This is a genomic window from Enterobacter sp. LM3, assembly GCF_046622475.1.
GTDB classification, from domain to species: Bacteria; Pseudomonadota; Gammaproteobacteria; order Enterobacterales; family Enterobacteriaceae; genus Enterobacter; species Enterobacter cloacae_P.
In genome coordinates this window covers 36687-62001 of record NZ_JBJURN010000019.1, presented here as the reverse complement: position 1 = coordinate 62001, position 25315 = coordinate 36687, and the positions used below count along the sequence as shown (strand labels likewise).

Sequence of the window (25315 nt, the reverse complement as noted above, 5' to 3'; positions counted from 1 at the left end):
GATGATTCCATTTAACGCACCACCCGTCGTGGGAACCGAACTCGATTACATGCAATCTGCTATGGGCAGCGGCAAGCTCTGCGGTGACGGCGGGTACACTCGTCGCTGCCAGCAGTGGATGGAACAGCGTTTTCGCAGCGCCAAAGTGCTGTTGACCCCGTCCTGTACCGCCTCGCTGGAAATGGCGGCGCTGTTGCTGGATATCCAGCCTGGCGATGAAGTGATCATGCCGAGCTACACCTTCGTCTCCACGGCGAACGCGTTTGTTCTGCGTGGGGCGAAAATCGTCTTTGTGGATATTCGCCCGGATACCATGAATATTGATGAAACGCTGATTGAAGCGGCGATCACGGAAAAAACGCGTGCGATTGTGCCGGTTCACTACGCAGGTGTCGCCTGCGAAATGGACACCATTATGGCGATCGCTAAAAAGCACAACCTGTTCGTGGTGGAAGATGCCGCTCAGGGGGTGATGTCCACCTACAAAGGACGCGCGCTGGGTACGATTGGTCATATTGGCTGCTTTAGCTTCCACGAAACCAAGAACTACACCGCGGGTGGTGAAGGTGGCGCGACGCTGATTAACGACCGTGCCCTGGTAGAGCGTGCGGAAGTGATCCGCGAAAAAGGCACTAACCGCAGCCAGTTCTTCCGTGGTCAGGTAGATAAATACACCTGGCGTGATATTGGCTCAAGCTATCTGATGGCCGATCTGCAGGCGGCCTATCTCTGGGCGCAACTGGAGGCGGCAGAGCGAATCAACCTGCAGCGTCTGACCCTGTGGCAAACCTACTACGATGCGCTGGAGCCGCTGGCAAAAGCTGGCCGGATTGAGCTGCCGACCATTCCGGCAGATTGCGTCCATAATGCCCATATGTTCTACATCAAGCTGCGTGATAACGACGATCGCAGCAATCTGATTGCCTGGCTGAAAGAGGCCGAGATCATGGCGGTGTTCCATTATATCCCGCTGCACTCCAGCCCGGCCGGGGAAGCGTTTGGGGTGTTCGTGGGTGAAGACCGTTACACCACTAAGGAAAGTGAGCGTTTGCTTCGCCTGCCACTGTTCTACAACCTTGCGCCTGTTAACCAGCGTACAGTGATCAATACCCTTCTGAGTTATTTCGGCTGATATGTCTCTGGCAAAAGCTTCGGTGTGGACCGCTGCGTCCACACTTGTAAAAATTGGCGCTGGGTTACTGGTCGTCAAGCTGTTGGCCGTCTCATTTGGCCCCTCAGGCGTTGGCCTGGCGGGTAATTTTCGCCAGCTGGTTACCGTACTTGGGGTACTGGCAGGTGCGGGGATCTTCAACGGCGTAACCAAATATGTTGCCCAGTACCATGATGATGCAGCACAACTGCACAGGGTAGTTGGCACGTCATCGGCGATGGTGTTGGGTTTCTCAACGCTGCTGGCCGCCGTGTTTTTGCTGGCGGCAGCGCCGGTTAGTCAGGGGCTGTTTGGACATACGCACTATCAGGGGCTGGTACGTCTTGTCGCGCTGGTTCAGATGGGGATTGCCTGGGCTAACCTGTTGCTGGCGCTGATGAAAGGTTTTCGTGATGCGGCCGGGAATGCGCTTGCGCTGATCCTGGGCAGTATCATTGGCGTTATTGCCTACTACTTCTGTTATCGCCTGGGTGGCTATGAGGGTGCACTGCTGGGGCTGGCGCTGGTGCCTGCGCTGGTGGTCGTTCCGGCATCAATTATGCTGATGCGCAGAGGCCTTATCCCACTGCGCTATCTCAAACCGCAGTGGGATAAGGCTCTGGCAGGGCAATTAGGGAAATTTACCCTGATGGCGCTGATTACCTCCGTCACGCTTCCGGTGGCCTACGTGATGATGCGAAACCTGCTGGCGGCGCATTACAGCTGGGACGAAGTGGGGATCTGGCAGGGTGTCAGCAGCATTTCCGATGCCTACCTCCAGTTTATTACGGCTTCCTTTACCGTTTATTTGCTGCCAACCTTATCGCGCCTGAATTCCAGGTCGGATATAACTCGCGAGATTCTCCGTTCCCTGCGCTTTGTGCTTCCCGCCGTGGCGGCAGCCAGTTTTACCGTCTGGTTGTTGCGCGATGTCGCCATCTGGCTGCTTTTCTCCGCAAAGTTTACCGCGATGCGCGATCTCTTTGCCTGGCAGCTGGTGGGGGATGTATTGAAAGTAGGCGCTTACGTTTTCGGCTATCTGGTCATTGCGAAAGCGTCACTGCGGTTGTATATCCTGGCAGAAATTAGCCAGTTTACGTTACTGACCGCGTTCTCACACTGGCTGATCCCCGCGCACGGTGCGCTGGGGGCGGCTCAGGCCTATATGGCAACCTATATCGTTTATTTCGCCGCCTGTTGCGGTGTATTTTTACTTTGGCGTAAACGCGCATGACTGCACTGATTCACATCCTGGGATCGGATATCCCACACCATAACCAGACCGTTTTGCGGTTCTTCAATGATGAGCTGGCATCGGGCACGCCTGAGGCTCGCGAGTTTATGGTTGCAGGTCAGGATAATGGTTTGAGTACGGCGTGCCCGGCGCTGAACATCACCTTCTGGCCGGATAAGGCCGCGCTGGCGAAGGCGGTTGTCGCCAAAGCTAAAGCGGATCGGGAGCAACGCTTCTTCTTTCACGGCCAGTTTAATACCGGCCTGTGGCTGGCGCTGTTGAGCGGTGGGATCAAACCTGCTCAGTGCAGCTGGCATATCTGGGGAGCCGATCTTTATGAAGTCTCCCGTGGCTGGAAATTCCGCCTTTTCTATCCACTGCGCCGTATGGCACAGGGACGCGTGGGTTGCGTTTTTGCTACCCGTGGCGATCTTAGCTACTTTGAGAAACAGCACCCTGGCGTACGCGGTGAGCTACTCTATTTTCCAACCCGTATGAACCCGGCGCTGAATAATATGGCGAACGATACGCCGCGTGAGGGCAAGCTAACGGTGCTGGTGGGGAATTCCGGGGATCGCAGCAATGAGCATATTGAGGCGCTTCGGGCGGTGCATCAGCAGTTTGGCGATACGGTCAATGTGGTTGTGCCGATGGGATATCCGGCAAATAACGATGCGTATATTGATGAGGTTCGCCAGCAGGGGCTTACGCTGTTTAGTGCGGCGAATTTACATATTCTCCGTGATAAGCTGGAATTTGATGACTACCTCGCGCTGTTGCGCAAGTGTGACCTGGGCTATTTCATCTTTGCCCGCCAGCAGGGGATTGGTACGCTGTGCCTGCTGATTCAGGCTGGGGTACCTTGCGTGCTTAACCGTAAAAACCCGTTCTGGCAGGATATGGCTGAGCAGCATCTTCCGGTGTTGTTCACAACAGATGCGCTTAATGAGAATGTGGTACGGGAAGCACAGCGGCAGCTGGCGCTGGTGGACAAAAGCACCATCGAGTTCTTTAGTCCAAATTACCTCACCCCGTGGCACCGTGCGCTGCGTATCGCTTCAGGAGACAAAGCATGAGCCAGTTGCAATTCAGCGGCTTGTTGGTGGTTTGGCTACTGAGCACATTATTTATCGCCACGCTCACCTGGTTTGAATTCCGCCGTGTGCGCTTTAACTTTAACGTCTTCTTCTCGTTACTGTTTCTTCTGACCTTCTTTTTCGGTTTTCCGCTGACCAGTATTCTGGTCTTCCGCTTTGATGTGAGCGTTGCACCGCCAGAGATTCTGCTTCAGGCGCTTCTGTCGGCAGCCTGTTTCTATGCCGTGTACTACGTCACGTATAAAACGCGTCTGCGTTCAGTACAACAGACTGCGCCACGCCGGGCTCTGTTCACCATGAACCGGGTGGAAACGCACCTGACATGGGTGATGCTGATGACCATCGCTCTGGTAAGTGTCGGTATCTTCTTCATGCATAACGGCTTCCTGCTGTTTAAGCTGCAGTCCTACAGCCAGATTTTTTCTGCTGAAGTCTCCGGCGTTGCGCTCAAGCGTTTCTTCTATTTCTTCATTCCGGCGATGCTGGTGGTCTTTTTCCTGCGTCAGGACAGCAAAGCGTGGCTATTTTTCCTGGTCAGTACCGTTGCCTTCGGCTTCCTGACCTACATGATAGTGGGCGGGACGCGCGCTAACATCATTATCGCTTTCGCGATCTTCCTGTTTATCGGCATTATTCGCGGGTGGATCTCCCTGTGGATGCTGGTGGCGGCAGGGGTGTTTGGTATTGTGGGGATGTTCTGGCTGGCGCTGAAGCGCTACGGGCTCAACGTGGCCGGTGATGAAGCGTTTTACACCTTCCTGTACCTCACGCGCGATACCTTCTCGCCGTGGGAAAACCTGGCCCTGCTGTTGCAAAACTACGACAAAATTGATTTTCAGGGCTTAGCGCCGATTGTGCGTGATTTCTATGTCTTTATCCCGACATGGCTATGGCCCGACCGCCCGGGTATCGTCCTGAACACAGCGAACTACTTTACCTGGGAAGTCCTGAATAACCATTCCGGCCTGGCTATCTCGCCCACGCTGATTGGCTCGCTGGTGGTGATGGGTGGCGCGTGGTTTATCCTGCCTGGTGCGGTGGCTGTAGGGTTAATTATTAAGTGGTTTGACTGGCTTTATCAGCGCGGTAACGAAGAGACGAACCGCTATAAGGCGGCGATTTTGCACAGTTTCTGTTTTGGTGCCATTTTCAATATGATCGTCCTTGCGCGTGAAGGGCTGGATTCATTTGTCTCGCGTGTCGTGTTCTTTATGGTCGTTTTCGGCGTCTGCCTGCTGCTGGCCAAACTGTTGTACTGGTTGTTCGACAGTGCAGGGCTTGTGCATAAACGCGAGCCCCGGGGCAGCACGCCACTGTCGCAAGTCTGAGTAGGGATTGTCATGACTGATACAACTTCCGCGCCGCGTTATGCGTTGCGCGGTCTGCAGCTTATTGGCTGGCGTGATATGCAACACGCGCTGGATTTTCTGTTCGCTGATGACCAGATGAAATCCGGTACTCTGGTGGCCATCAACGCGGAAAAGATGCTGGCGGTAGAAGATAATGCTGAAGTGAAAAGCCTGATAGAAGCCGCCGAGTTTAAATACGCTGACGGTATTAGCGTGGTGCGTTCTATCCGCAAAAAGTATCCCGATGCTAATGTTTCACGTGTGGCGGGAGCCGATCTCTGGGAAGCGTTGATGGCGCGCGCAGGCGCAGAGAGCACACCCGTGTTCCTGATTGGTGGTAAGCCGGATGTGTTGGCACAAACCGAACAGAAGCTGCGTAGTCAGTGGAATGTTAACATTGTGGGCAGTCAGGATGGCTACTTCAAAGCGGAAGATCGACAGGCTCTGTTTGAACGCATACGTGACAGCGGGGCGAAGATTGTCACCGTAGCGATGGGCTCCCCGCGTCAGGAAATCCTGATGCGCGATTGCCGTCAGGTCTGCCCGAATGCCCTCTATATGGGCGTTGGTGGCACCTACGACGTCTTTACCGGTCACGTTAAACGCGCGCCAAAGGTATGGCAAAACCTGGGGCTGGAATGGCTGTACCGTCTGTTATCGCAACCGACGCGTATCAAACGGCAGATCCGTCTGCTGCGTTATCTCACCTGGCACTACACCGGGAAAATGTAATCAAAATGTAGCGCGATATGCTGTTCGCGCTGCAACTCTCCTGCAAAACTGCTGCGATTCTGTGCAATGCATTCATTTTTTTTATGCATCGTTTGCCATTTGCCCGATTTTAAGAAACCATTCGCTCCGTATTTCAGTACCCCAAAAAACAATAACCGGCAAAAAGCCGGGAAACAGCAAACACAACCGAGGATTTATGGCAGAGAAAAAACCAGAGCTTCAGCGTGGGCTGGAAGCTCGACATATTGAATTGATAGCGCTGGGCGGCACTATCGGCGTGGGCCTGTTTATGGGCTCCGCAAGTACGCTCAAATGGGCAGGCCCTTCTGTATTACTGGCGTATATCATCGCCGGGCTGTTTGTTTTCTTCATCATGCGTTCAATGGGCGAAATGTTGTTCCTGGAACCGGTGACTGGTTCTTTCGCCGTTTACGCGCACCGTTATATGAGCCCGTTCTTTGGCTATCTCACGGCCTGGTCGTACTGGTTTATGTGGATGGCAGTGGGTATCTCGGAAATCACCGCGATAGGGGTCTACGTGCAGTTCTGGTTCCCTGACATGGTTCAGTGGATACCGGCGCTGATAGCCGTGGGGCTGGTGGCGCTGGCAAACCTTGCCGCGGTGCGCCTGTACGGTGAGATTGAGTTCTGGTTTGCGATGATCAAGGTCACCACCATTATCGTGATGATTGTGGTTGGCCTGGGCGTTATCTTCTTCGGCTTTGGTAACGGTGGACACGCCATTGGTTTCGGTAACCTGACCGAACACGGAGGCTTCTTCGCGGGGGGCTGGAAAGGCTTCCTGACGGCGCTGTGTATCGTTGTGGCCTCGTATCAGGGTGTGGAACTTATCGGTATTACCGCTGGTGAAGCGAAAAACCCGCAGGTCACACTGCGTAGCGCAGTAGGTAAAGTGCTGTGGCGTATCCTGATTTTCTACGTGGGTGCGATCTTCGTTATTGTGACCATCTTCCCGTGGAATGAAATCGGCACGACAGGCAGCCCGTTTGTCTTAACCTTTGCGAAGATTGGTATCACGGCGGCGGCAGGTATCATTAACTTTGTGGTGCTGACGGCGGCACTTTCCGGCTGTAACAGCGGAATGTACAGCTGTGGCCGCATGCTTTACGCACTTTCCAGAAACAACCAGCTGCCTGCAGCAATGGGCAAAGTGTCGCGTTCTGGTATTCCGGTGGCGGGCGTGGCGGTATCGATTGTGATTCTGCTGGTCGGTTCATGTCTGAACTACATCATTCCTAATCCGCAGCGCGTCTTTGTGTATGTCTATAGCGCCAGCGTGCTGCCGGGGATGATTCCGTGGTTTGTTATCCTGATTAGCCAGCTGCGTTTCCGTCATGCGCATAAAAAGGCGATTGCCAGCCATCCGTTCCGTTCCATTCTGTTCCCGTATGCGAACTACCTGACGATGGCGTTCCTGATTTGCGTATTAATCGGGATGTACTTTAATGAAGATACCCGCATGTCGCTGTTTGTCGGGATGATCTTCCTGGCTGCCGTCACGGCGGGATATAAGCTATTTGGTCTGGGTCGCCGCGCCACCACGCAGAAAGTGGAGGAATAAGCGGCAAAATGTGCAAACCATAACCAAACGCGCATTTTTTTAAAAAAAGCACTAGACAGCGGGGACGGAGGTACGTAATATCCAGCCCCGCAACGGCGCTAAGCGCCCGTAGCTCAGCTGGATAGAGCGCTGCCCTCCGGAGGCAGAGGTCTCAGGTTCGAATCCTGTCGGGCGCGCCATTTTAGTCCCGGCGCTAGAGCTGCGGTGGTCTGAGAAGTAGTCAGTACCGCGTGAAAGAATACAGTGGTGGCTATAGCTCAGTTGGTAGAGCCCTGGATTGTGATTCCAGTTGTCGTGGGTTCGAATCCCATTAGCCACCCCATTATTTGAAAGAGTTGTGAATTGCGAAGGTGGCGGAATTGGTAGACGCGCTAGCTTCAGGTGTTAGTGTCCTTAGGATGTGGGGGTTCGAGTCCCCCCCCTCGCACCACGACTTTTTAAATGAATTGAACTAAAAATTCAAAAAAGCAGTACATCGGCGAGTAGCGCAGCTTGGTAGCGCAACTGGTTTGGGACCAGTGGGTCGGAGGTTCGAATCCTCTCTCGCCGACCAATTTTGAACCCCGCTTCGGCGGGGTTTTTTGTTTTCTGCGATTTATCGCCCTGTAGCCACTCCCCGACAATGCCGTTTCTTAATGTCGCCATTCAGCGACACCTAACTACATAAAAAATAAATAAATTATCTGATAGTGGCATTGTTGTCTCTTTCTGGCGACACATCGACATGCTTAGCGGTACGTTGTGTGGGTTCAGACGGGTCTTAACAGCAGAAATTCCTTTTATCTTAAAATGTTGCGCGATGTAAAAGTTCTGCGTGTAACGTTGGCATGTTACGTGCAATAATATGCGTGTAGATGCTCATTCCATCTCTTATGTTCGCCTTAGTGCCTCATATACTCAGGAATGACGCAGAGCCGTTTACGGTGCTTATCGTCCACTGACAGATGTCGCTTCGGCCTCATCAAACACCATGGACACAACGTTGAGTGAAGCACCAAATATGTTGTCTTAAAGACCTGTTTTAACGCCTGCTTTTATAGCAGGCGTTTTTTTATGCCTCATTCCTGGCAACGGCTCATGACTACAGGTGAGCATCATTCATGAAGATTTCCTTGTTACACCGGCGGGTTCGTTTCCTGATGAAGGTGTAAGGAATGTAGCAGGGGAAGGGCGATAAAAAAGGAGGCCAGCTGGCCTCCTTCATGTTTACTGCTGGGTGTTGTTATTCTGCAACGTCAACAACAACCCGTCGCGCCGCATAGCGGCAGCTTCTTCCGGCTTATGCTGCTTGTCCAGCGTATCGGCCAGCCACGCGTAGTCAAACGCATCCGGACGCTGTTTCAGTGCCGCGCGGAAGGCGAGGCTTGCCTCCTGCCATTCACCGTGCTTCATCAGCGACTGGCCCAGCGTGCTCCACAACAGCGGGCGGTCACCCACGGTTTTGATCTGCTGGCGCAACAATTTCTCAAGCTGTTCCGGATTATTGGTTTTCAGGCGCGGGATCACCATCACCAGGCGATCGTCATACTGACGCTTCAGGCCATCAAGGAGGATCTCCTGAGCTGTGTCATGATCGTCACATTCAATCAGATGTTCTGCCATCGCGACCTGCAGTGGGATCTGCTGGCGTGTTTTACGGCTCTGATTCTTCCACCAGTCTTTCAGACCATTGCTGCCCAGATCGGCACGAGCCTGATCCATCAGCCCAATCCACGCCTGACGCTGCAGCGCATCACGATGCTCATCGTCACCCACATCCGCTTTCGCCATTGAAGGAATGATGTCCAGCAATGAGCCCCATGCGCCAGTACGAATGTAAGCCTGCTCGGCAAGACGCAACACTTCAGGGTGACGTGGGGTAATTTCCAGCAGACGGTCTACGCCGTGTCTCGCTGCGTGGTTTTCATTACGTACCAGCTGCAGGCGAACGCGGGTAATTTCTACCGGGATCTGGTCACTGGAGGCCAGCTCTGATGCGCGCTCCAGATGCTGATTGGCGCGGGCTTCATCACCACGCTGTTGCGCTGCTTCAGCGGCCAGCAGGTAGTTCACCACCGGCTGCTCGGCGTGGTCGGCATTTTTCGACATCAGCTTTTCAACCTGCTGATAGTCCCCTTCGGCGAGCTTCAGCAGTGCCTGTTCGGTTTGCTTACGGGCACGACGACGCTTACGACCCACGAACCAGCCGCGGGTATGCGCCCCGGTGCGGAAAATGCGGCGCAGGAGCCATTCCACGGCAAACAGTACCACGACGGCAAGGATCAGAATGATCACCAGTCCCGTTACGCTGGTTTCGATGTTGTAGTTATCGGTCTGGATCAACACATAGCCCTGATGACCGGCAAGCATTGGTCCCAGAACGATCCCGGCGATCAGCAATAAGAAGAGTAAAAGCACTTTCAACATGATTACTCTCCTTGTGGCGTGTTTTCAGGTGCAGGCACGGGGGCGGGCGCGGGTACGACAGCAGGGGCAACACCGGCCTGTTCCGCCGGAACGCCTGGCTGTGCCAGCAGGTTACGCACACGCGTCTGCATCAGTTTCTCCAGAATAGGCTGGCTTTCCAGCTTATCCGGCACATTCATGGTGATGTTCTGCTGGCTCAGCTTATCAATATCTTCGAGGAATGCGGTGGTCGTCTCATCATCGGTATTGTAGTAAGCACGTACCCACGTAGAGACATTATCCAGCGCCTGTTTATAGGTCTCTTCCTGATGGCGTGGTACGGCCTGTGCGGCAACCAGCAGGCGGGAACGAATGTTTTCGCGCAGGTAAATATCCTGATTAGGAGCCAGCAGCGGTACGGCGGTTTCGTCGCGGCGACGAATTGTAATGAAGCTGTCCATAAAGTTCTGCCAGCTTTTTTGCAGGTTCACACGCCATTCGCTCAGTGAGCTGGAAAGCTCGGTGCCGTCGGAATCCATCGGGGAGTCATCGTCGTTGTTATCCGCCAGCTGCAGGTTATCAATCTGGTTCGAGAGCTGGTTTACCTTGAGGATAATGCCATCGTAATCCACCTGCGAAACGGCGGAGAGACTGGCGATATCGGCGGTAATGGCACGACGTGCGGTGATCAGGCTTGGGTCGTTCATGTCAGCCAGGCTGGCATCGGCGCTTTTCAGCAGCGTGGCAGCGGTGGTGACGTCCTGATCGCTCCAGAGCTTACGTCCGGCCAGTTTCACCAGGAAATCGGCCTGTGAGAGCAGCCAGGTTTTGGCATCAGTACCGGAAATGGTGGCGACTTTTTGCTGCACTTCACCCAGCTGTTTGGTCAGCTCTTCCTGCTTGCTGTTGGCTTCGGCCAGCGCAGTCGCTTGCTGTTTGATAACGCTTTCCAGCTCGGTTTTTTGCGTCTCCTGCGCTTTTTGCAGGGCTGTGAGCTGGTTGACCAGCGCGTCGCTGGTGGCGGTCTGGTTTGTGCTTTGTTGCTTAACAAGACCATACAGACCAACGCCTGCGGCCAGCGCAATGGCGATGGCAATCGCGCTGAGTGCAAGGCTGGTTTTATTGCTGCCGTTTTTCTTCTCAGCGGCCTTTTTAGTCGTCTCTGGCTGTGACGTGGTGTCCACAGTCTCCCTGGTCTCTTCAACCACGGCGGAGGATTTTTCGTGTTCCGTCATTATGGCTTCCCATTATGAGAGTTATTGTAATGCGCGCAGCAGCGCATCGTTGTCGGCGTTATCAGCGATCCGAATATCTTGCCAGCCCAGTTCCCGGGCATGGTTCGCCAGACGCTCACTGACGACCAGAAGCCGACAGCGGAGTAACCAGTTTTCACGATACCATTGTGGAATCAGCGACCAAAGTTGCTGCAGCATTTCACCACTGGTGACCACCAGGGTGTTGATGCCGCGCATATGCCAGCGCATTGCCTCTTCCGCACCATCATAATTTTTTGCACAGCGCTGGTAGCATTCGCAGAACGTGACGTTGGCACCACGTTCCCGCAGCGCTTCACCCAGCAATTCGCGCCCGCCGTTGCCGCGTAAAATCAGCGCCCGTTTTCCTTCAATGGTTTGTAATTCAGGTAATTGTAGCAAGACTTCGCTGATTTCCCGATCTAACGGATAACGAACGTCAATTCCGCTTACGGTATGCAAAGCCAGTGCGGTGGAGCGACCAATAGCAAAGTAGCGGGGGGCCGTTGGCCAGCGTTGTCCTTCCTGCTGCAATTGCGCCTGGGCAAATTCCACGGCATGTTGCGACAGGGCAAAGAGCAGATCGCCTGCCTGCAGGGTATTCATACGGTCGGTGAGCGCAGACAGCTCCCGACCAGGGGAGAATTCAATCAGCGGAAAACTCCAGGCCACCTGCCCCAGTGCGCGCAGACGGCTCACTAATTGCTCTCCTGCGGGAGAAGGGCGGGTGACAAGAATACTCATGCAGGGGGTTCTCCGTTATAAACCTCGGTCAGAATCTCACGAGCGCCGTTATTGAGCAGCTCTTCCGCCAGCGATACGCCAAGCTGTTCGGCGTCTTGTGGCTGGCCGCGACGTTCACCACGTACCATCTGCGAACCGTCCGGTGCGCCAACCAGCGCACGCAGCCACAGTTCACCGTCGATTAATTCAGCATAGCTGCCAATGGGCACCTGACAGCCTCCTTCGAGGCGGGTGTTCATTGCCCGCTCGGCTTTCACCCGGATGGCGGTCTCGTCATGGTTGAGCGGTGCAAGCAGCTCACGGGTACGCGCATCAATCAGGCGGCACTCAATACCGACGGCACCCTGGCCCACGGCGGGCAGCGACAGTTCTGGCGGCAGCGCGACACGAACGCGTGACTCCAGCCCCAGGCGCTTCAGGCCCGCCACGGCGAGGATAATTGCGTCATAGTCACCGTTATCCAGCTTGCTAAGGCGTGTGCCAACGTTACCGCGCAGCGAGCGAATGACCAGATCCGGGCGGCGTTCAGCCAGCTGACACTGGCGGCGTAAACTTGACGTGCCAACCACGCTGCCCTCTGGCAATGCATCCAGCGAATCATAGTGGTTGGAGACAAAGGCATCGCGCGGATCTTCGCGCTCGCAGATGGTCACCAGCCCCAGCCCTTCCGGAAACTCAACGGGGACATCTTTCATTGAGTGAACGGCGATATCGGCGCGGTTCTCAAGCAATGCCAGTTCCAGCTCTTTAACAAACAAGCCCTTTCCGCCGACTTTCGCCAGAGGCGTATCAAGAATCACATCACCGCGCGTGACCATTGGCACTAGCTCGACGCGCAATCCGGAGTGGCAGGCTTCAAGGCGCTGCTTAACATAATGTGCCTGCCAGAGCGCAAGAGGGCTTTGGCGTGTGGCAATTCTCAAAACATTGTCTAACATGCTTGTTACCGTCATTATCAATCGCTAACCATCCTAACATTGTTGACTCTGGGATGGCAGTTTTCGGTTGATGAAGATAAAGAGGGACAAGGCGGCGTTCTCGTCAGCCATCGCCGTATTCAGGAATTTACACGTACAGAACGGTGCTACACTTGTATGTAGCGCAACTTTCTTTACGGTCAATCGGCAAGGTGTTAAATTGATCACGTTTTAGACCATTTTTTCGTCGGTACCACCATTAAAGATAAGGGCGAAAAAGGGTAACGGTTATCTTTTTGAAATACTGCGGGCTCGCCGTTATTCGATTCTGGAATAGCTTGCGACACCGGAAACATCAGGCGATACGTCTTGTACCTCTATATTGAGACTCTGAAACAGAGACTGGATGCCATAAATCAACTGCGTGTGGATCGCGCGCTTGCTGCTATGGGACCTGCTTTCCAGCAGGTTTACAGTCTGCTGCCGACATTATTGCACTATCACCACCCGCTGATGCCGGGTTACCTTGATGGTAACGTTCCCCGTGGCATCTGCGTTTTCACGCCTGATGAAACCCAACAGCATTATCTGAATGAGCTGGAACTCTACCGTGGCATGCCGCCACAGGAATCCCCGAAAGGCGAGCTGCCAATCACTGGCGTTTACTCTATGGGGAGTACCTCATCGGTAGGGCAAAGCTGTTCATCTGACCTGGATATCTGGGTCTGCCATCAATCCTGGCTCGATAACGACGAGCGTCAGCTGTTGCAGCGTAAATGCAGCCTGCTGGAAAGCTGGGCGGCATCGCTCGGTGTGGAAGTGAGTTTCTTCCTGATTGATGAAAACCGTTTCCGCCATAACGAAAGCGGCAGTCTGGGTGGTGAAGACTGCGGCTCAACGCAGCACATCCTGTTGCTGGATGAGTTTTACCGTACTGCCGTTCGCCTGGCCGGTAAGCGTATTCTGTGGAATATGGTGCCGTGCGAAGAAGAAGAGCATTACGATGATTACGTCATGTCGCTGTATGCGCAGGGCGTACTGACGCCAAACGAATGGCTGGATCTGGGTGGCCTTAGCTCCCTGTCTGCCGAAGAGTACTTTGGTGCGAGCCTCTGGCAGCTCTATAAAAGTATCGACTCACCGTATAAAGCGGTGCTGAAAACGCTGCTGCTCGAAGCCTATTCCTGGGAATACCCCACACCGCGCCTGCTGGCGAAAGATATCAAGCAGCGTCTGCACGACGGGGAGATTGTCTCCTTCGGGCTTGATGCCTACTGCATGATGCTGGAACGCGTTACCGAATACCTGAAAGCCATAGATGACACCACGCGTCTTGACCTGGTGCGTCGGTGTTTTTATCTCAAAGTTTGTGAAAAACTGAGCCGCGAACGCGCATGCGTGGGCTGGCGTCGTGAAGTGGTCAGTCAGTTAGTCAAAGAGTGGGGATGGGACGAAGAGCGCCTGTCCATGCTCGACAACCGCGCTAACTGGAAAATCGATCAGGTGCGTGAAGCGCACAACGAACTGCTCGATGCGATGATGCAAAGCTACCGTAACCTGATCCGCTTTGCGCGCCGTAATAATCTCAGCGTTTCCGCCAGCCCGCAGGATATTGGGGTACTGACCCGTAAACTGTACGCCGCGTTTGAAGCGCTGCCGGGCAAAGTGACGCTGGTGAACCCGCAGATTTCACCTGATTTGTCAGAACCGAACCTGACCTTTATCTATGTTCCTCCGGGCCGTGCGAACCGCACCGGGTGGTATCTGTACAACCGTGCGCCAAGCATGGACTCGATCATCAGCCATCAGCCGCTGGAATATAACCGCTACCTGAACAAGCTGGTGGCCTGGGCCTGGTTCAATGGCCTGTTGACCTCCCGTACCCGCCTGTTTATTAAAGGCAACGAAGGGGTCGATTTAGCCAAACTGCAGGAAATGGTGGCGGATGTGTCGCACCACTTCCCGCTGCGTCTGCCGGCTCCGACGCCAAAAGCGCTCTATAGCCCGTGTGAAATTCGCCATCTGGCGATTATCGTCAATCTGGAATATGACCCGACGGCGGCGTTCCGCAATCAGGTGGTTCATTTTGACTTCCGCAAGCTGGACGTCTTTAGCTTTGGCGAGCAGCAAAACTGCCTGGTCGGCAGTGTAGACCTGCTGTACCGCAACTCGTGGAACGAAGTGCGTACCCTGCACTTCAACGGCGAGCAGGCGATGATCGAGGCGCTGAAAACCATTCTCGGTAAGATGCACCAGGATGCCGCACCGCCGGACAGCGTTGAGGTGTTCTGCTACAGCCAGCATCTGCGCGGTTTGATCCGTACCCGCGTGCAGCAACTGGTGTCTGAGTGCATTGAACTGCGTCTTTCCAGTACCCGTCAGGAAACCGGGCGCTTTAAAGCGCTGCGCGTCTCCGGCCAGACCTGGGGCCTGTTCTTCGAGCGCCTGAATGTGTCGGTGCAAAAGCTGGAAAACGCCATCGAGTTCTACGGCGCAATTTCGCACAACAAGCTGCATGGCCTGTCAGTACAGGTGGAAACCAACCACGTCAAACTGCCGCAGGTGGTGGATGGTTTTGCCAGTGAAGGGATTATTCAGTTCTTCTTTGAAGAGTCGGGTGACGACGCCGGTTTTAACATCTACATCCTGGATGAAACCAACCGCGCTGAGGTGTATCACCACTGTGAAGGCAGCAAAGAGGAGCTGGTACGCGACGTCAGCCGCTTCTACTCGTCGTCACACGACCGTTTCACCTACGGCTCAAGCTTTATCAACTTCAACCTGCCGCAGTTCTATCAGATTGTGGACGTGGACGGTCGTGCACAGGTCATCCCGTTCCGTACCCAGGCTGTGGCACCTGCGGTACCTGCCAGCCAGGATGCGACTGCTCCGTTGTTGCAGCAGTATTTTTCCTGAGACGTTGTACCGGGTGGCGTAGCGCCACCCGTGTAACGCTTACCGGAAGCTAACCTTTTCACCCGCCTGCGCGGTCGCCGCCTGCTCCAGCAGGTTCCAGAACGTTTCGCCGCTACGGTCGCAAACCCACTCGCCCTCTTTCAGATCGAAATGGTAGCCACCCTGACGGGTTGCCAGCCATACCTGGTGAAGTGGCTCCTGGCGGTTAATAATAATTTTGCTACCGTTTTCGAAGCTGAGGGTCAACACGCCACCGTTGATTTCACAATCGATATCGTTGTCGCCGTCCCAGTCGTCCAGACACTCTTCAATGGTCATCCACAGGGTGTCGGCAAGGCGATGGAATTCACTGTCGTTCATGGTTTTGTTCCTGTTTTTCGTGATGTCGGCAGTATAACGCTAAATAATTCCCGTTGCAGGAAAGCGGCAAACTCTTGCTTTTGTGTCTTCTCCTGCGATGATAGAAACAGATTTGAACTTACGGGCAACTTGAATAATGAAAAACGTTTTCCGAACGCTTGCCGTTCTCATCACGCTGTTTAGCCTGACAGGCTGTGGTCTGAAAGGGCCGCTGTACTTCCCGCCTGCAGATAAAAGCGCGCCGCCGCCGACGAAACCGGTGCAAAGCGGTATTGAGTCCACGACGCCAACCACGAACGATCGTGGCGACAATGGCGGTCCGACTCAGGTCAATCTCTGACGATTACGTTCTGTACCCGCGCAATGGAGCAAATGATGCAGTTCTCTAAAATGCATGGCCTTGGCAACGATTTTATGGTCGTCGACGCGGTAACGCAGAATGTCTTTTTCTCCCCGGAACTGATCCGCCGTCTGGCGGATCGGCATCTGGGTGTGGGGTTCGATCAGCTTTTGGTGGTTGAGCCGCCGTACGATCCCGATCTCGATTTCCACTACCGTATTTTTAACGCAGACGGCAGCGAAGTTTCCCAGTGCGGCAATGGCGCACGCTGTTTTGCCCGCTTTGTTCGCCTGAAAGGGCTGACCAACAAGCGCGATATTCGCGTCAGCACGGCTAATGGCCGCATGGTGCTCAGTGTCACCGATGACGAGCTGGTGCGTGTGAACATGGGCGAGCCGAATTTTGAACCTTCCGCCGTGCCGTTTCGCGCGAACAAAGCGGAAAAGACCTATATTATGCGTGCGGCCGAACAGACAGTATTGTGCGGCGTCGTCTCAATGGGTAACCCGCACTGCGTGATTCAGGTTGATGATGTGGAAACCGCGGCGGTCGAAACCCTCGGCCCGGTGCTGGAAAGCCACGAACGCTTCCCGGAGCGGGCGAATATCGGTTTTATGCAGGTGGTGAAGCGTGAGCACATCCGCCTGCGTGTCTACGAACGCGGCGCGGGTGAAACCCAGGCCTGCGGAAGCGGTGCCTGCGCTGCTGTGGCAGTCGGCATCTCTCAGGGATTACTGGCAGAAGAGGTTCGCGTGGAATTACCAGGCGGTCGTCTTGATATCGCCTGGAAAGGCCCGGGTCATCCACTGTATATGACTGGCCCGGCGGCACATGTCTATGACGGGTTTATCCATCTATGAAACAACCAGGGGAAGAACTGCAGGAAACGGTGACGGAACTGGACGACAGAGCTGTTGTTGATTATCTGCTGCGCAATCCTGAGTTTTTTATCCGCAATGCACGCGTCGTCGAACAGATGCGCGTGCCGCATCCGGTACGTGAAACCGTGTCGCTGGTCGAATGGCATATGGCGCGCTCACGCAACCATATCAATCAGCTCGAAGAGAACATGACGCTGCTGATGGAACAGGCGAGTAATAACGAAAGCCTGTTTTATCGTCTGCTGCATCTGCAGGCACGTCTGGCGTCGGCGCATAGCCTTGAAGAGTTCCTCAACCGTTTCCACCGTTGGGCACGTGAGCTGGGGCTGGCTGGCGCAACCCTTCGTCTTTTCCCTGACCGCTGGCGCATTGGTGCACCGTCTGGCTTCACCCATCTGGCGCTGAGCCGTCAGGCGTTTGAACCGCTGCGTATTCAGCGTCTGGGCCATGAACACCACTATCTGGGGCCGCTGAACGGACCAGAGTTGCTGCTGCTGTTACCAGAGGCCAAAGCCATTGGCTCGGTGGCGATGTCACTGATGGGGCGCGATGGCGATCTGGGGGTGATGATATTTACCAGCCGCGATGCACACCACTATGAGCAGGGGCAAGGCACGCATCTGTTGCAGGAGATTGCCCTGATGCTGCCGGAGCTGCTGGAGCGCTGGATTGAGCGCGTATGACCGACGGACTGCTCGGCCCTGACGTCACGCGATTTCTGCGCTACCTGGGCGTTGAACGTCAGCTTAGCCCCATTACGCTGCTGAACTATCAGCGTCAGCTTGATGCCATCATGCAGATTGCCGACGAGATCGGCCTGAAAAGCTGGCAACAATGTGACGCTGCGACGGTACGCGGGGTTGTCGTGCGTAGCCGCAAAAAAGGGCTAGGCCCGGCGAGTCTGGCACTCCGGCTCTCAGCCCTGCGCAGTTTCTTCGACTGGCTGGTCAGCCAGGGGGGGTTAACAGCCAACCCGGCTAAAGGGATCGCCACGCCAAAAGCGCCGCGCCATCTGCCCAAAAATATCGACGTCGACGATGTGAACCGCCTGCTGGATATCGATCTTAACGATCCGCTGGCCGTACGCGACCGCGCGATGCTGGAGGTGATGTATGGCGCAGGGCTGCGTTTGTCTGAGCTGGTGAACCTTGATTTAAAACACCTTGATCTCGAGTCCGGCGAAGTGTGGGTCATGGGTAAGGGCAGCAAAGAGCGCCGCCTGCCGATGGGGCGCAACGCCGTCTCCTGGATTGAACACTGGCTGGATCTGCGCGGGCTGTTTGGCGCAGAAGAAGATGCGCTATTCCTGTCAAAACTCGGGAAGCGGATCTCGGCGCGTAACGTGCAGAAGCGCTTTGCTGAGTGGGGCATCAAACAGGGGCTGAACAGCCATGTTCACCCGCACAAGCTGCGCCACTCGTTTGCCACCCATATGCTTGAATCGAGCGGCGATCTGCGCGGCGTGCAGGAGCTTCTCGGCCACGCGAATCTGTCGACCACTCAAATCTACACCCACTTAGACTTTCAGCACCTTGCCTCGGTGTATGACGCGGCGCATCCACGCGCCAAACGGGGGAAATAATGCGTTTTTACCGCCCACTCGGTCAGATTTCCGCAATCACATTTGACCTTGATGACACCCTTTACGACAACCGTGAGGTGATCCTGCGAACCGAGCAGGAGTCGCTGGCGTTTGTGCAAAACTACCATCCGGCGCTGAAGGCAATGCAGAGTAAAGACTTTCAGCGACTGCGCCAGGCCCTGCGGGAGACCGAGCCGGAGATTTATCATGACGTGACGGAATGGCGTCGCCGCGCGGTTGAGCAGGCAATGCTGAACGCAGGAATGAGCGCGCGTGATGCGGCCATTGGGGCAGAAGCCTCAATGGAGAACTTCGCCAGGTGGCGCAGCCGCATTGATGTGCCGCAGGAAACACATGATACGCTGGCAAAACTGGCCGAAAAGTGGCCGCTGGTGGCGATCACCAACGGCAATGCCCAGCCGGAGTTGTTTGGTCTGGGCGACTATTTTGAATTTGTGCTGCGTGCGGGTCCGCACGGACGCTCGAAACCCTTTAACGATATGTACCATCTGGCGGCGCAAAAACTGCGCCTGCCGCCCGGTCAGATCCTGCACGTCGGGGATGACCTGACCACGGACGTGGCCGGGGCGATCCGCTGCGGCATGCAGGCCTGCTGGATCAAACCGGAAAATGCCGATCTGATGACAACGCTGGACAGCCGTCTGCTGCCGCACGTGGAAATTTCGCGGTTGGCATCCCTCACGACGCTGATATAATCATCAATTGTTCTGTATAAATTAACAGGGTTTTGGCGAATGATAACATTCGCCTGCCCGACATGACGTGACGGTGCCAATGGACGTTTCTTACCTGCTCGACAGCCTTAATGACAAACAGCGTGAAGCCGTAGCTGCCTCGCGCACTAACATGCTGGTGCTGGCTGGGGCGGGCAGTGGTAAGACGCGCGTGCTGGTTCACCGTATCGCCTGGCTGCAAAGCGTGGAACACTGCTCGCCGTACTCCATTATGGCGGTGACGTTCACCAACAAGGCGGCGGCAGAGATGCGCCACCGTATCGCACAACTGATGGGCACCAGCCAGGGCGGTATGTGGGTCGGCACTTTCCACGGCCTGGCGCACCGCCTGCTGCGCGCGCACCATATGGACGCCAACCTGCCGCAGGATTTCCAGATCCTCGACAGCGAAGATCAGCTGCGTCTGCTGAAGCGCCTGATCAAGGCAATGAACCTCGATGAGAAGCAGTGGCCGCCGCGTCAGGCGATGTGGTACATCAACGGTCAAAAAGACGAAGGGCTGCGTCCGCACCATATTCAGAGCTTCGGTAATCCGGTTGAGCAGACCTGGCAAAACGTCTACAAGGCTTATCAGGAAGCGTGCGATCGCGCCGGTCTGGTCGATTTCGCCGAGCTGCTGCTGCGTGCCCACGAGCTGTGGCTCAACAAGCCGCATATCCTGCAGCACTATCGCGAACGTTTCACCAATATCCTGGTGGACGAATTCCAGGATACCAACAACATTCAGTACGCGTGGATCCGCCTGCTGGCGGGTGATACCGGCAAGGTGATGATCGTCGGCGATGACGACCAGTCAATCTACGGCTGGCGTGGAGCGCAGGTGGAAAACATCCAGCGCTTCCTCAAGGATTTCCCGGGCGCGGAAACTATTCGTCTGGAACAGAACTACCGCTCGACAAGCAACATCCTGAGCGCCGCCAACGCCCTGATTGAAAACAACAACGGGCGTCTGGGTAAAAAGCTGTGGACTGATGGCGTCGACGGTGAGCCGATCTCTATCTACTGTGCGTTTAACGAACTCGATGAAGCGCGCTTCGTGGTTAATCGCATTAAAACCTGGCAGGACAACGGCGGTGCGCTGGAGCAGTGCGCCATTCTCTATCGCAGCAACGCCCAGTCGCGCGTGCTGGAAGAGGCGCTGCTGCAGGTGAGTATGCCGTACCGGATTTATGGCGGGATGCGCTTCTTCGAGCGTCAGGAAATCAAAGATGCGCTCTCCTATCTGCGTCTGATTGCTAACCGTAACGACGATGCTGCGTTTGAGCGCGTGGTGAATACGCCGACGCGTGGCATTGGTGATCGTACGCTGGACGTGGTGCGTCAGGCGTCCCGCGACCGTCAGCTTACCCTGTGGCAGGCCTGCCGTGAGCTGTTACAGGAGAAAGCCCTCGCCGGACGTGCCGCCAGCGCGCTGCAGCGCTTCCTGGAACTGATTGATGCTTTGGCTCAGGAGACGGCAGATATGCCGCTGCACGTGCAGACCGACCGGGTGATTAAAGACTCTGGCCTGCGAACCATGTACGAGCAGGAGAAAGGTGAAAAGGGCCAGACCCGTATTGAGAACTTAGAGGAACTGGTCACGGCAACGCGCCAGTTCAGCTACAACGAAGAAGACGAAGACCTGATGCCACTGCAGGCGTTCCTCTCCCATGCTGCGCTGGAAGCGGGCGAAGGGCAGGCGGATACCTGGCAGGATGCGGTTCAGCTGATGACCCTGCACTCCGCCAAAGGTCTGGAGTTTCCGCAAGTGTTTATTGTTGGCATGGAAGAGGGGATGTTCCCGAGCCAGATGTCGCTGGATGAAGGTGGGCGTCTGGAAGAAGAACGCCGTCTCGCCTATGTGGGCGTGACCCGCGCTATGCAAAAGCTGACGCTAACCTACGCCGAAACTCGTCGTCTGTATGGCAAAGAGGTGTATCACCGTCCGTCGCGCTTTATTGGCGAACTGCCAGAAGAATGCGTGGAAGAAGTTCGTTTACGCGCCAGCATCAGCCGTCCGGTCAGCCATCAGCGCCTGGGCTCACCGATTTCTGAAACCGACACCGGTTACAAGCTGGGCCAGCGCGTGCGCCATTCTAAGTTTGGTGAAGGCACCATCGTAAACCTGGAAGGCAGCGGTGAGCACAGCCGCCTGCAGGTGGCGTTCCAGGGGCAGGGGATCAAATGGCTGGTGGCGGCTTACGCCAGACTGGAAACAGTGTAACATTCAGAAAATTATCATTATTTTGTAATAATCTGCTAGCCTTATACGTTGAAGGTCAATTAATGCCTTTCAGCGTTCCGTTGCGTGTTGACGCCACAGTTACTGCTGGCGTAACATGCGCGCACGATTACGCTAAGAGGACATTCGCCTTGGACACACCCAGTAGATACTGGCTCAATTCCCTGTCATCCAGGAACAACTCCTAAGGCTATCTCCTCTTGCTGATGGCCTTAGTGGTTGTCAGCGACCTGTATTATTCCCGTCGCGCTGAGTCAGGCTGTTTAATGGTCTGAAACCCAATTTGTTTCTGTGTGCCCACCGAACTGTCCGATATTTTTTGCATTGGGAGTCCCGGTCATGTTGAGCGCATTTCAACTCGAAAATAACCGACTGACTCGGCTTGAAGCCGAAGAGTCACAGCCCCTCATTGATGCCGTATGGGTGGATCTGGTCGAGCCGGACGACGATGAACGCCTTCGCGTACAATCTGAGCTGGGGCAAAGCCTGGCAACCCGTCCGGAACTGGAAGACATCGAAGCATCGGCACGTTTTTTTGAAGACGAAGACGGTCTGCACATTCACTCCTTCTTCTTCTTTGAAGATGCGGAAGACCACGCGGGTAACTCCACCGTGGCGTTTACCATTCGCGATGGCCGCCTGTTTACCCTGCGCGAGCGCGAACTGCCTGCATTTCGTCTCTACCGTATGCGCGCCCGTAGCCAGGCGATGGTGGACGGCAACGCGTATGAGCTGTTGCTCGACCTGTTTGAAACCAAAATCGAACAGCTGGCGGATGAGATAGAAAACATTTACAGCGACCTGGAAAAGCTGAGCCGTGTCATCATGGAAGGTCATCAGGGCGATGAATATGACGAAGCGCTCTCGACGCTGGCAGAGCTGGAAGATATCGGCTGGAAGGTGCGTTTGTGTCTGATGGATACCCAGCGTGCGTTGAACTTCCTGGTGCGTAAGGCACGCTTGCCGGGTGGTCAGCTGGAGCAGGCGCGTGAGATCCTGCGCGATATCGAATCCCTGCTGCCGCACAACGAATCCCTGTTCCAGAAGGTTAACTTCCTGATGCAGGCGGCGATGGGTTTTATCAACATTGAGCAGAACCGCATCATCAAGATCTTCTCGGTGGTATCCGTGGTGTTCCTGCCGCCTACGCTGGTGGCATCAAGCTATGGGATGAACTTTGAGTTTATGCCGGAGCTGAAGTGGAGCTTTGGTTACCCGGGCGCGATTATCTTTATGATCCTCGCCGGGCTTGCGCCGTATCTGTACTTTAAGCGCCGCAACTGGCTGTAGGAATCTGGCGGGTGGCGTTGTGCCAGCCCGCCCTATAACGTCCCTATTGACCTTTACGCGTCCTGCGCTGGGTATAAATTGCATCGGCGACAAAAATCGCCAGCGCGACCCAGATAAAGGCGAACGTCACCATTTTATCCGCACCCGGCACTTCACCGTAAAACACCACTGCCAGCAGGAACATCAGCGTCGGGCCGATGTACTGGAAGAAGCCCAGCGTGGAGAGGCGCAGGCGCGTCGCCGCACCGGTGAAGCACAGCAGTGGGATGGTTGTCACCACGCCTGCCGCCATCAACAGCATATTCAGCGACCACGGGTTATTGCCCATATGGCTGGTGGAGCTGTCGGCAATGCCAAACAGGTAGACTGCGGCTACTGGCAGCAGCCACAGGGTTTCGAACAGCATCCCGGTTTGTGCTTCCACGGCGATTTTCTTACGCACCAGCCCGTAGAATGCAAAGCTGAACGCCAGCCCCAGCGCGATGATCGGCAGCGAACCGAACGTCCACAGCTGAACCAGTACGCCGCAGAAGGCGAGGATCACCGCCAGCCACTGCATACGGCGGAAGCGCTCACCGAGGAAAATCATCCCCAGCACAATATTCACCAGTGGGTTAATAAAATACCCCAGGCTGGCTTCGAGCATGTGATGGTTATTCACCGCCCAGATAAACAGCAGCCAGTTACCGCCAATCAGCACCGCAGAGAGCGCCAGCAGAAACACCTTTTTCGGTGTTTGCAGCAATGTTTTTACGCCTGACCACTGACGACTGATGCTCATCAGCGCAATCATAAAGAAAAATGACCAGATCACGCGGTGAGTGAGGATCTCATCAGCCGGTACGTAAGCGATAAATTTGAAGTACGCCGGAGCGATACCCCAAATAAAATAAGCGGCAAGGGCGAGTAAAACGCCCTGCCGCGTCTGTTTAGCATCCATCGGGAAAATCCGTTACAAGAAAGTGCATTCACTTTAACTGATTTTACCCACTCAACCCACCATATAAGTGGCGGTTGCGCTGGCGATATAAACCTGTTCTTCGTTATGTAACTCAACGCGGGCAACGGCGACTTTATTACCCGCGCGCAGCAGGCTACTGGTGCAGGTAAAGCGGTTTCCACGCCCGGGGCGCAGGTAGTCGACGCGTAAGTCGATGGTTCCCATGCGCGACAGGCGCTGACGTAGCTCATCTTCATTGATGGTGTCGTGGCGTGTCAGTGTGCTACCAACACAGACCAGTCCTGCCGCGACATCCAGCGCCGAGGCAATCACACCGCCATGCAAGATGCTTTGCGCCCAGTTGCCCACCATCATTGGCTGGTTGTTAAAGCTAAGCTGGGCAAACTCTTTCTCGTACCGCTCCAGTTCCAGCCCTAGCGCGCGGTTAAAGGGCATATGGTAAACAAAAATCTCGCCCACGAGTTTTAACGTTTCTTCGGCGGTAAGCGTGGCTGACATGAGAATTGACATCCTTTTTGTTAACAAAATGTTGATTTTATGCCTCATGCTTCAGGATTTCCACTTTCAGAAAGGAGGAGGCGGAAGTTACTGAAGAAGCCTGTAGAATGTCTGCTCATAACGATTCATGAAATCAATCTGTTTTTCAGGAGAACACCACCGATGCGGACGTATCTGGGTTGGTTACTGGCGGCGATTGCGCTGCCTCTCACAGCATATGCGCAGGAAGCGACGGTAAAAGAGGTACACGATACGCCAGCGGTGCGTGGCAGCATTATCGCCAACCTGCTGCAGGAGCATGATAATCCCTTCACGCTTTACCCGTACGACACCAACTATCTGCTCTATACCTGGACCAGCGATATCAACAAGGAGGCCATTCGCTCCTATGACTGGTCAGATAACGCACGCAAGGATGAGGTGAAGTATCAGCTCAGTCTCGCCTTCCCGTTCTGGCGTGGCATTTTAGGGCCGAACTCGGTGCTCGGGGCGTCCTATACGCAGAAATCCTGGTGGCAGCTCTCCAACAGCGGGGAATCTTCGCCGTTCCGTGAAACCAATTACGAGCCGCAGTTGTTCCTCGGTTTCGCAACGGATTACGAATTTGCGGGCTGGACGCTGCGCGACGTAGAGATGGGTTTTAACCATGACTCCAACGGCCGTGCCGACCCGACTTCCCGAAGCTGGAACCGTCTTTATACCCGCCTGATGGCGCAAAACGGCAACTGGATGGTGGAAGTGAAGCCGTGGTACGTGGTAGGCGAAACCAATGACAACCCGGACATCACCAAATATATGGGCTATTACCAGCTCAAAATTGGCTATCAACTGGGTGATGCGGTGCTGAGCGCCAAAGGCCAGTACAACTGGAACACCGGCTACGGTGGTGCGGAAGTGGGCCTGAGCTATCCGGTGAGCAAGCATGTGCGCCTGTATACGCAGGTCTACAGCGGTTACGGCGAGTCGCTTATCGATTACAACTTCAACCAGACCCGCGTCGGCGTGGGCGTGATGTTGAACGATATTTTCTAGGCTGCTCGAATGTTTTTCCGTTAAACGTTGAAGTTT

General features: G+C 55.0%; 23 protein-coding genes and 4 tRNA genes. 20 read left to right on the top strand and 7 right to left on the bottom strand.

Annotated features, from left to right (window positions below; translation table 11 throughout):
- Window position 1 precedes the first annotated feature (1 nt).
- The 10 genes from rffA to ACJ9N4_RS17665 all read left to right on the top strand — a co-directional run bounded on the left by rffA (window position 2) and on the right by ACJ9N4_RS17665 (window position 7697).
- Window positions 2-1132, top strand: coding sequence for a dTDP-4-amino-4,6-dideoxygalactose transaminase (rffA, locus tag ACJ9N4_RS17710; protein ID WP_182273306.1), 1131 nt, complete (start codon window positions 2-4; stop codon window positions 1130-1132).
- A gap of 1 nt (window position 1133) precedes the next feature.
- Window positions 1134-2384: a lipid III flippase WzxE gene (gene wzxE / locus ACJ9N4_RS17705; protein ID WP_182919119.1), complete on the top strand. Its 1251-nt coding sequence runs from the start codon at window positions 1134-1136 to the stop codon at window positions 2382-2384.
- Window positions 2381-3460 (top strand): TDP-N-acetylfucosamine:lipid II N-acetylfucosaminyltransferase, encoded by a 1080-nt coding sequence (locus ACJ9N4_RS17700; RefSeq protein WP_182919118.1) that lies wholly within the window; start codon window positions 2381-2383, stop codon window positions 3458-3460. The genes wzxE and ACJ9N4_RS17700 overlap by 4 nt, the downstream gene beginning before the upstream one ends.
- Window positions 3457-4809, top strand: coding sequence for an ECA oligosaccharide polymerase (wzyE, locus tag ACJ9N4_RS17695; RefSeq protein WP_182273309.1), 1353 nt, complete (start codon window positions 3457-3459; stop codon window positions 4807-4809). The genes ACJ9N4_RS17700 and wzyE overlap by 4 nt, the downstream gene beginning before the upstream one ends.
- A gap of 12 nt (window positions 4810-4821) precedes the next feature.
- A complete protein-coding gene (gene wecG / locus ACJ9N4_RS17690) occupies window positions 4822-5562 on the top strand; it encodes a lipopolysaccharide N-acetylmannosaminouronosyltransferase (protein WP_182273310.1) in 741 nt (246 codons plus the stop codon).
- Window positions 5563-5758: 196 nt separating this feature from the next.
- On the top strand, window positions 5759-7144 hold the full coding sequence (thrP, locus tag ACJ9N4_RS17685) for a bifunctional threonine/serine APC transporter ThrP (RefSeq protein WP_182273311.1): 1386 nt from the start codon (window positions 5759-5761) through the stop codon (window positions 7142-7144).
- Between the two features lie 102 nt (window positions 7145-7246).
- A tRNA-Arg gene (locus ACJ9N4_RS17680) sits at window positions 7247-7323 on the top strand.
- 67 nt (window positions 7324-7390) lie between these two features.
- Window positions 7391-7466 (top strand) — tRNA-His (locus ACJ9N4_RS17675).
- A gap of 22 nt (window positions 7467-7488) precedes the next feature.
- Window positions 7489-7574: transfer RNA gene (locus ACJ9N4_RS17670), tRNA-Leu, on the top strand.
- 46 nt (window positions 7575-7620) lie between these two features.
- Window positions 7621-7697: transfer RNA gene (locus ACJ9N4_RS17665), tRNA-Pro, on the top strand.
- A 653-nt stretch (window positions 7698-8350) separates the two neighbouring features.
- Here the strand turns inward: ACJ9N4_RS17665 and hemY are convergent.
- From hemY to hemC, 4 genes are read right to left on the bottom strand one after another with little or no spacing between them, the layout of a single operon-like run.
- Complete coding sequence (hemY, locus tag ACJ9N4_RS17660; protein ID WP_182273312.1) at window positions 8351-9550, bottom strand: protoheme IX biogenesis protein HemY; 1200 nt, start codon at window positions 9548-9550, stop codon at window positions 8351-8353.
- A gap of 2 nt (window positions 9551-9552) precedes the next feature.
- Window positions 9553-10764: a uroporphyrinogen-III C-methyltransferase gene (hemX, locus tag ACJ9N4_RS17655; protein ID WP_182273313.1), complete on the bottom strand. Its 1212-nt coding sequence runs from the start codon at window positions 10762-10764 to the stop codon at window positions 9553-9555.
- Window positions 10765-10785: 21 nt separating this feature from the next.
- Complete coding sequence (gene hemD, locus ACJ9N4_RS17650; protein WP_182919116.1) at window positions 10786-11526, bottom strand: uroporphyrinogen-III synthase; 741 nt, start codon at window positions 11524-11526, stop codon at window positions 10786-10788.
- Window positions 11523-12464 carry a hydroxymethylbilane synthase gene (gene hemC, locus ACJ9N4_RS17645; protein ID WP_182273315.1) on the bottom strand — a complete coding sequence of 314 codons (942 nt, stop codon included), beginning with the start codon at window positions 12462-12464 and terminating at the stop codon, window positions 11523-11525. The genes hemD and hemC overlap by 4 nt, the downstream gene beginning before the upstream one ends.
- Before the next feature lie 348 nt (window positions 12465-12812).
- Between hemC and cyaA the strand changes: the two genes are divergently transcribed.
- Window positions 12813-15359: a class I adenylate cyclase gene (cyaA, locus tag ACJ9N4_RS17640; RefSeq protein WP_182273316.1), complete on the top strand. Its 2547-nt coding sequence runs from the start codon at window positions 12813-12815 to the stop codon at window positions 15357-15359.
- 39 nt (window positions 15360-15398) lie between these two features.
- On the opposite strand, the gene cyaY is transcribed toward cyaA, so the two are convergent.
- Complete coding sequence (cyaY, locus tag ACJ9N4_RS17635) at window positions 15399-15719, bottom strand: iron donor protein CyaY (RefSeq protein WP_182273317.1); 321 nt, start codon at window positions 15717-15719, stop codon at window positions 15399-15401.
- 136 nt (window positions 15720-15855) lie between these two features.
- Between cyaY and lptM the strand changes: the two genes are divergently transcribed.
- The 8 genes from lptM (at window position 15856) to corA (ending at window position 22788) form a co-directional block, all read left to right on the top strand.
- Window positions 15856-16059, top strand: coding sequence for an LPS translocon maturation chaperone LptM (lptM, locus tag ACJ9N4_RS17630; protein WP_182273318.1), 204 nt, complete (start codon window positions 15856-15858; stop codon window positions 16057-16059).
- A gap of 35 nt (window positions 16060-16094) precedes the next feature.
- Window positions 16095-16919 carry a diaminopimelate epimerase gene (gene dapF, locus ACJ9N4_RS17625; RefSeq protein ID WP_182274606.1) on the top strand — a complete coding sequence of 275 codons (825 nt, stop codon included), beginning with the start codon at window positions 16095-16097 and terminating at the stop codon, window positions 16917-16919.
- Window positions 16916-17623, top strand: coding sequence for a DUF484 domain-containing protein (locus tag ACJ9N4_RS17620; protein WP_411500682.1), 708 nt, complete (start codon window positions 16916-16918; stop codon window positions 17621-17623). Before dapF ends, ACJ9N4_RS17620 begins: the two co-directional genes overlap by 4 nt.
- Complete coding sequence (gene xerC, locus ACJ9N4_RS17615) at window positions 17620-18522, top strand: tyrosine recombinase XerC (RefSeq protein WP_182919115.1); 903 nt, start codon at window positions 17620-17622, stop codon at window positions 18520-18522. The genes ACJ9N4_RS17620 and xerC overlap by 4 nt, the downstream gene beginning before the upstream one ends.
- On the top strand, window positions 18522-19238 hold the full coding sequence (gene yigB, locus ACJ9N4_RS17610) for a 5-amino-6-(5-phospho-D-ribitylamino)uracil phosphatase YigB (protein WP_182273321.1): 717 nt from the start codon (window positions 18522-18524) through the stop codon (window positions 19236-19238). The genes xerC and yigB overlap by 1 nt, the downstream gene beginning before the upstream one ends.
- Window positions 19239-19317: 79 nt before the next feature.
- Complete coding sequence (uvrD, locus tag ACJ9N4_RS17605) at window positions 19318-21480, top strand: DNA helicase II (protein ID WP_182273322.1); 2163 nt, start codon at window positions 19318-19320, stop codon at window positions 21478-21480.
- A gap of 149 nt (window positions 21481-21629) precedes the next feature.
- Window positions 21630-21686, top strand: coding sequence for a YsgD/CorL family protein (gene ysgD, locus ACJ9N4_RS17600; RefSeq protein ID WP_212743980.1), 57 nt, complete (start codon window positions 21630-21632; stop codon window positions 21684-21686).
- A 151-nt stretch (window positions 21687-21837) separates the two neighbouring features.
- A complete protein-coding gene (gene corA / locus ACJ9N4_RS17595; protein WP_008501540.1) occupies window positions 21838-22788 on the top strand; it encodes a magnesium/cobalt transporter CorA in 951 nt (316 codons plus the stop codon).
- A gap of 43 nt (window positions 22789-22831) precedes the next feature.
- Here the strand turns inward: corA and rarD are convergent, their stop codons facing one another.
- Both rarD and yigI read right to left on the bottom strand, forming a co-directional pair.
- Window positions 22832-23728, bottom strand: a complete 897-nt coding sequence (gene rarD, locus ACJ9N4_RS17590) for an EamA family transporter RarD (RefSeq protein WP_182273323.1) — start codon at window positions 23726-23728, stop codon at window positions 22832-22834.
- 51 nt (window positions 23729-23779) lie between these two features.
- The gene (yigI, locus tag ACJ9N4_RS17585; protein ID WP_182273324.1) at window positions 23780-24247 is read right to left on the bottom strand and encodes an acyl-CoA thioesterase YigI; all 468 of its coding nucleotides are present in this window, start codon (window positions 24245-24247) and stop codon (window positions 23780-23782) included.
- A 162-nt stretch (window positions 24248-24409) separates the two neighbouring features.
- Here yigI and pldA point away from each other — a divergent pair, with 162 nt between their 5' ends.
- Window positions 24410-25279, top strand: a complete 870-nt coding sequence (gene pldA / locus ACJ9N4_RS17580) for a phospholipase A (protein WP_182273325.1) — start codon at window positions 24410-24412, stop codon at window positions 25277-25279.
- Window positions 25280-25315: the final 36 nt, after the last annotated feature.